Origin of the sequence: Erwinia typographi (genome assembly GCF_000773975.1) — a bacterium.
GTDB lineage: Bacteria > Pseudomonadota > Gammaproteobacteria > Enterobacterales > Enterobacteriaceae > Erwinia > Erwinia typographi.
On sequence record NZ_JRUQ01000088.1, the window covers coordinates 1 to 7567 of the forward strand.

3 protein-coding genes and 4 pseudogenes are annotated in these 7567 nt (G+C 42.8%); 3 read left to right on the forward strand and 4 right to left on the reverse strand.

Annotated features, from left to right (window positions below):
* Positions 1-345: pseudogene (locus tag NG99_RS24640) on the reverse strand (transposase); the annotation flags it as partial.
* An 870-nt stretch (positions 346-1215) separates the two neighbouring features.
* Positions 1216-1890, reverse strand: a pseudogene (locus NG99_RS28975) (IS1 family transposase).
* 700 nt (positions 1891-2590) lie between these two features.
* On the opposite strand from NG99_RS28975, the gene NG99_RS24650 reads away from it, so the two are divergent.
* Positions 2591-3709, forward strand: a complete 1119-nt coding sequence (locus NG99_RS24650) for a hypothetical protein (protein WP_034898920.1) — start codon at positions 2591-2593, stop codon at positions 3707-3709.
* Between the two features lie 267 nt (positions 3710-3976).
* Here NG99_RS24650 and NG99_RS28980 read toward each other — a convergent pair.
* Positions 3977-4637 (reverse strand): annotated as a pseudogene (locus tag NG99_RS28980) (IS5 family transposase); the annotation flags it as partial.
* Positions 4632-5252: pseudogene (locus tag NG99_RS29755) on the reverse strand (IS110 family transposase); the annotation flags it as partial. The pseudogenes NG99_RS28980 and NG99_RS29755, both read right to left, overlap by 6 nt.
* A gap of 546 nt (positions 5253-5798) precedes the next feature.
* Here NG99_RS29755 and NG99_RS27760 point away from each other — a divergent pair.
* The gene (locus NG99_RS27760; RefSeq protein WP_052130869.1) at positions 5799-7097 is read left to right on the forward strand and encodes a hypothetical protein; all 1299 of its coding nucleotides are present in this window, start codon (positions 5799-5801) and stop codon (positions 7095-7097) included.
* Positions 7098-7196: 99 nt separating this feature from the next.
* Positions 7197-7567: Ig-like domain-containing protein (locus NG99_RS30130; protein WP_157032707.1), on the forward strand; the 371-nt coding region annotated here is incomplete at its 3' end.

Below are 7567 nucleotides of genomic sequence, written 5' to 3' on the forward strand. Positions count from 1 at the left end.
CACCTTGACGGACTCGACCCCTCTCGGTCCCGTAGCGTGCCTGCAGGTCCCGGCCCCATTCGCGCAGGCGTGCCAGCGTCAGGTCTTTTTTGCCAGCACATCCTGCAGCATGGCCTTATCGAGGCTGAGGTCAGCAACCAGCCTCTTCAGCCGCAGATTTTCCTCTTCCAGCTGCCGCATATGTTTGAGTTCAGAAGGGGAAATTCCGCCGTACTTCTTGCGCCACGTGTAAAAAGTGGCATCAGAGATACTCAGCTTACGGCAGACATCCGGCACGGACGTCCCCAGCTCGGCCTGCTTCAGGGCAAAGACAATCTGCTCTTCGGTGAATCGTGACTTTTTCATCGGCACCACCTCCGTTCAGGGGGGTGTTTATCATGCCGGAATTCTGTTTCTGAATGGAGCAGGATTTCGGGTCAGGGTCAAGGGGTAAATGCCCCCATCTTAAACGATTTTTTACTATTATAAGTTCCTTTTATTTACTGTATCTGAATCTTAAACGATAAATAATAATGCAAGTTCGGTGGCGAATTTTAGTAAATTCCCATGCTCTCGTTTTAATAAAGGATATCAATAATGCCATTGCATGCGGTCTCTTAAAGTTTTTTTATGTTTCATCTCCGTTAAATGTAGGCATGGAAATGTAAAGCGCATATTGTTTGATTTTTTTTAATATTACAATCAATTTGTTATTTTTTATCAAAGCAAGAGGTGAAATAAACTTACATAACAGACCGTTACGGTTTGTGTTGAGCAAAAAAGGAACGCTGGAGCGATCAAATTCTTGATATTGATAGATTATATCTATCAAAAGATCATTACCGATCGATTTTAACCATTTTGAAAATAAATATAAAGGGGATAGAGTGGTTTTTGATAAGGTACAAAATTGAATGTCTATACATAAGATATTTAATTAGGATTAATCATGAGTGTGGAACTGTTTGTGTCAGCGTGGGGTATATATGAAATTTAATACATTGTTTTCAAAAGTGTAATTGAATTTTTTATTGTGGAAATTATTTTATTGCAATGTGCTTTGTGTTATTAATTTGAACTAACAGGCAGGAGACTGGTGATGCTTCTAATTACTGGTATATATGATTTTTACCGATATCGCTGATGACTGTCATAAGGATTGACAGAACGTGAGTAGACGGTTTTTTTGCTGCCGGCATTTTTAAGCCCGTAAGGAAGGGGAGGTAGTGATTCCAGTTAGTAGAACATGTATTTTTCGATGAAGGCCCCGATAACTTTCTCGTGGATCTCGACCGAGCGCGAGAAGCAAATCGTTTTCCGCGCAAGTCGTTTGATACGGGTACGTAGCGTCAGGTTGTTACGCTCTATACGCTTAGTGAAAATCTTGCCGGTCAGATGCTTATCCTTCGGCACTTCTCTGGCATAGTTGCCCTAGTTTCGCTGGTTATCATGCCAGTGTTAAAAGGGCTGAGTAGCGCAAGCAGTTCACGGCTCGTTTCATCGGTTCGTGGGTCAAAGGTGTAAGCCAGAACGCGTATTGTATGCATACCAGAGCCAGTGCTGTCGGGCCTTGCTACCAACAAAGCTCCATTGTTCATCCAGTGGGCGACATCAGCATGAGCGGCAGGCGAAGATGTCACCTGTTTCGGGGCGAGGTTTTTAATGCGCGTATGATGGTGTTGATACCGACTTTCAGTGTTCTGGCGGTATCACGAACACCGACGCCGTTTAAGGACATCTCAACGATTTGCTCTTTAACGCCCGGTTGACGGGCCTCATAAGAATACGTGAGCTGGAGCACACGGTAGCAGTCACGGCACCGGAAGCGGTTATGTCCACAGGGGGGGGCTGACCATGACGGTACACCTGAGCTGAATTGCAACGGGGACAATGAACGTTAAAGCTGGCGATGAGAGAATCTCAAAAGAGGGCAGTATACATCAGATTCAACCAATTAGAGGCATTACAGAAAGGAAGAATGCTAACCTACAGGGCTTTGTCTGCCTCGCGGGCATTGGTCATTTTATGCACCTCCCTTTGAAAGGAATCTGTAATGAGTAAAAGCTGATTTATCTATTTAAAAAAAATCTTTCTTTATGTTGTTATTGTTTTTTTTTCTGCTATATCTATGATAGTGGTTGGTTGTTTTTTGAGCAACTGCCATTATTGTGATGGTTGGTTGTTTTTTAAATAATTGCTGTTGTTATGTTTCTGCATAACACGTGCGGTAGCTATGCATCTTGGAAATTATTTTTTATAGGATTAGTTATACTGTCATAAATAAATATAGTACCAGTCTTCGCGGTGCGGTTCATCCTCTCATAAGGTGGTTATAAACCAGAATGTCGCCTGTTACCATCGTTTTTCTTTGAGAAAGTATCTATTATTTAATCGATTGTAAGATAATGGAGTGGGGGAGCGGCTTCATTCCGGTGACAATGAAAAATTCAATGAGATCTGGAATTAAACATCAGATTTACAAAAATAAATGTATTGTGAGTTGGTTGAACTGTTGACTTGAAATTAAAAGAAGGGTATGCAGTGGTGATGTAAGCATTTGTTGCACATGTATATAATTAATTTTATTTGAAATTTAAATTGAGGTGTCACTATGAATGAAATTAAAAATGATTCAGATTTATTGGTAAGTATTCTAGACCCTATATCATCATGGCCTGATTCGTGGTGTGGAGTGATTCCATATAGCCTGGAAGTGCAGGTTACAGACTCTGCGTATAATCCTCAACAAAACGAAAGTATTATTGTTACTTGTGAGGAATCAGTTGAAATTACACAGTTGAATTCTCCAGTAACGAATGTTGCTGGCGCGGCTGACATTCTTGTCGATTTATCGAACGCTAAAGCGGGCATGTCTTTGAGTTTGGATGTATCTGTTGAAGCGGAATCTACAAATCTTGGGGAGGTTTTGGAAGATCCAAGTGTTGATGTTTATATTTTATCGGACACTTATGATGCGAGTGTGAAATTTCCTGCTGCTGTAAATGGAATTGTCAATGACGACGTGTTCGATTCTGAGACCCTCGAAGTTACGGTAATCCTGACAAATAGTCAGGAAGGGATGTCTACATCTAATGATATTGTGCTTTATTGGGGGGATTATGTCGTTCGTAGTCCTGCGATTACAGAAAATCAATATGCAACTTTTGATCTTAGTGGGAGAGAGGAGTTATTTCAAAATGGCACCTATAAATACGCGGTTTCCGTCGTTGATGTTGCCGGTAATGCTTCATTTTCAAATATCGGTGTGGTAGTGGTCCAGCGAGCAAACTCTGCGGGTTCTAATCCTTATCTTAATGGTATTGATATACCTGTTGCAGACAACAATAATGGTTATATCAACAGAGTTCAAAATAATAATCAGTTAGTTGAGGTGCGTTTTAATGGGAAAGATCCTGTTACTCTCGATGATGGTACAATAATCGAAACGCCATTTATTCAAGCTGACTCGGGTACCTTCTTCGTCACTGGTTATAATACAGATGGTGTTGTTGTTGCAAATGTGAGCAAGGATCTTTCTTCATATGTTGGTTCAGGGGGATCTAATGATTACTTCACTATCAATATGGAAAAAGAGGTTAGTCCTTCTTTTTTTAACAAGATCGGTATTGGTAGGGCGACATTCTCTTATAATTTGACAATTAATGGCGTAAACTATTCAGTTATTAAAGATCAAATAAAAACTTATAATGTGAATGTCACTGGACCTTAAGTTTTATCTGTTTAATTGACACCCTCCCTCATCTTGGGGGAGGGGGCGATTTTTAGGTAGAACGTCCGATTAGTAGAACATAAGCCTTTCAATAAAGGCACCTATATTTTTTCATGTAGATCAGCCAACAGAGCGTGAGAAATAGATGGTTTTATGGGCCAGCCTTTTGATTCTGGTTCTCAAGTGTCAGGTTGTTACGGGCTTTGTTGAACAAATCAAATTTGTGGTAAACATCCCGTAGCCAGTGGGGTTTTCAGGCAATACGCTCGCTTCCTGCATGCCTGCCTTTGTCATCTTGTTCAATGCACGTACAATGTGCGGCCTGACCGTTGTAGTCACGTAGCGTCAGTGGGCCTCCGAACGGCTGTTCTATCTGATAAATGGCCGTCTCCGCTATCGTGCGACTGTTATATTCCTTTGTCCATCTCCAGCGCTAATTGGCTACTGCACGGTTACGGTCTGCGTACTCATCCGGCCAGTAGTCAGCTTACTTTCGCGGAGGGGAGAGGGCGCTGATTTTTTACTCCGCAGAAAATCGTGACACAACTAGGGGCCATAAGCGACCTCCGCCGTTGCTGACCTGATTATTTCGATGAGTCTGCCGGATGAGCCCGGGGAAGGCCTCTGCGCTCGTGACGTTGTTCAAAGACGGGTCGGCGCATATAATTACATGCGTCTTCGCATCAACGGTCAGATGCAGTTTTCGCCAGATACGACGGCGCTCATTGCCGTGTTTTTAGACTTACCATTCGCCTTCACCGAGGACATTCCGTCCTGTTGAATTAATTACCACATACGCAATTTCACCCCGGGTGGGTGTTTTAACATTTACGGTAACCGCCCGTGCTCCTCTGCTGACCCAGCTGTAACCCGCGCAGCGTAACGGAACTTGCATCAGGGATAAAATGGAATCAATAAAGTCTTGGGCTACCAGCGTCTTCTCACCCAGTAAAGCGAGTTTTTCGGGGTAGGTATATCGCTGGAGCAGATCGAGCACTGCCGGGTGAGCCAGTCGTGGACCGAGAACGCGCTTAAGAGCCGGATGTATCTGGGGCAACATGCCGCGGATACGGTAGCTGGCCTGTGTTGTCTGTGCGGCAAGATCATCATCGAAACCGCAGAGCATGGAGAGTTCGGCGATTTGCTCGTCAGCCAGCTTCAGCGTGCGTAGCGCATGAGGAAGAGTACGGGCCGCTTCAGCGATGATGGCCGCATAGCGGGCATCGGTTTTGGCTTCACCGGCGTGCAAGTCGGCGATGCGGCGCATTGCCAGCCCGGGAAGGTATCCGACAAGGGCGCCTTCAGAGCGGGCAACGGCGACGGGTAATGCACCTATGGTGGCAGGCTGGTCAACGACCAGCAGTATCTGACCATGCTGTTTCAGGTCAGATATCAGCGACCTGAGTTTGGTTTCGTCGTTGGGTAATGTTTTATCGAACAGTCGCTTACCTGAACGATTAACGGCAACTGCGTGATGGATATCTTTACCAGCATCAACGCCAATAAAGACCTGGACGGATTCGTCATCGCTGGATTCGGTCATTCTGTCTCCCTGTTTATACGGGTTAACCAGATAATCATGGGGAGCTGGTACCGGCTCCACGTTACAGACGGTACCGGCATAAAGTGCCTGACCTAGCCCCTATTAGCGGTTACCAGCGCCCCACCAGACCCGGTGACATCCCCCCCCCCCGCCGGGGGCATGGACGACTGGGGGCAATAATCATGCCGGGCCTGGTTGGCTAACACCCCATTATAAGGGGTACGAATAAGGTAACGGGGGGCGTAATCTGAGCCGTCAACCCAGCAGAGTTTGATTTATTCAACACAGCTGCTGGCTTGATAGTACCACAGTCTTGGGGAACGGGATGACTGGATTATCGATGCTTTCATTTAATGTGAGTGTTATTTACAACGTTTTTTATCTCATTAGATATATGAATGATCAATTTTCGAGATGGTGGTCTCATCTATGTATGTGCGCTTAGTTATTTATGAACATATAAATTATTAGTTTTTAGTATGGTTAAACACCATTTTTATATATATTTTAGCGTATTATGTCATACTTAAAGAGGAGTACTTACCCATGATTTATAGCGATCTCTATAATCCTGTTCTGCCTCAGGCATACGAAGGTAACATCATTTATTTGAGCGATATTGAAATCGGGGGCGGGGTTTTTGTTGGTATTCCTGAATATTCCAACGCTATGGTTTCTGACTTCATTAAGATCTATTGGGATGGAAAGGTTGTTGATGAATATTATTTGACTGAATTGAGTGATGTTTTTCCGATAGCTTTTTGTATTTCTTCTGAAATCGATGTGGGTTCTCATGAGCTATACTACATGGTTACTGATATTGCAAACAATGTCAGTACATCGGATCATCTCACTGTGATAATTTCCGATGGTGACAATCCGGGGGAATATCCTCCGCCTGAATTTACTGATGCTGTTGATGGTGTTATTTTTTGGAAGAAAATAAAGAACAATAATGGAACATATGTTCACATTACTCCATATGATGATATCTCTCTGGGCGACACACTTCATGTGTATTTTTCCAAAGGGGGGCATGTTTATTACAAGGTGATTACTGTTGATGCGGGGGGGGTTAGTAATGGGATCAATTTTTTGCTTGGTTATGACTTTATTTCTTTGAGTGGTGATGGGGAGTTATCTTCCTATTATCAGGTTTTTGATGCGTCAATGTCTTTTAAAGGTAGCTCTGATAAGGCTGTAGTTGTTATTAAGGATGATGATAACAATGATGATGAAATTGACATTACTGTGACAAAAGGTTCGTCTAATACAGACTATTCTGCAATACATGTATACCCATTTAATTATGGTCTTGTTAAAGGTAAAGCTGGTAAGGATATCACAATAACCACCTCAAACGAGGTGCTATTTTCTCCTGAAGGTATATCAACTATTACTGGAAGAATTGATGATAATGGATTATTGTATTTTAAATTATATTCAAGTTATCAAGGTGAATTTGACGTCGTAGCTTATGAAACTAACTCTGTCAATGTTGAAGTCAGGGGGTGGACAAATTTCTCGCCATATTATAGAGGTAATGGTAATATTCATGCTATAAATTATTCCACTGGAGCCCCCTGTGATGGAATAACGCCTTGTTCTATTTATTTGAAAGCCACTCCTGGAAATAACATTAGTCTTGTCAGAGTGAGAATTTTGAATGGTAGTGCAATGATTGTGGGTTATGGGGGACAGATTGCTGATATTTTACTTAATGATGATTTCAGTGCTGAAGTTAATATTGTTAATTCTTCCTCTGAAGTTGTTAATATTGAACTATCCTTACCTGAGTCATCAGGTTCGGTGAATTACATTAAGCAGGTATTTGTCTCGTACTGATTTCAGCTTGGTGAGGTAATGTACTTCCCCATAATAATGGGGTCGTGTATTCTATGGTCTTTGTTTGTTGATCATTACATTATATTTGTAGAGGCTTATATGGTTTATTTTAGCGATTTTTCTGACGGGGTTGCATATTCATTAGAGCTTACCGCTACTAGCGGAGCAAGTGCTGATGGAACAGCCACTAATAGCGTAAATGCCGTCCTGATGTCTGGGGGAACTTACGTCAATGGGAAAAATATAATTTTTTCTGCTGGTTCGACAAGCGCAAAGTTTTCTGATTCAGGGACTTCTTCGGTCACGGTGACGACAAATAACCAAGGAGAAGCCTCTGCCACTCTCACCGATACAGTGGAAGAGACCGTTATAATTGCCGCAATTCTGGTTGACGATACGAACACTACAGGGCAGATATCATCTACTTTCGTAAATAGTGATGATGTACATCTGCCGGCCCCGACGGTGAA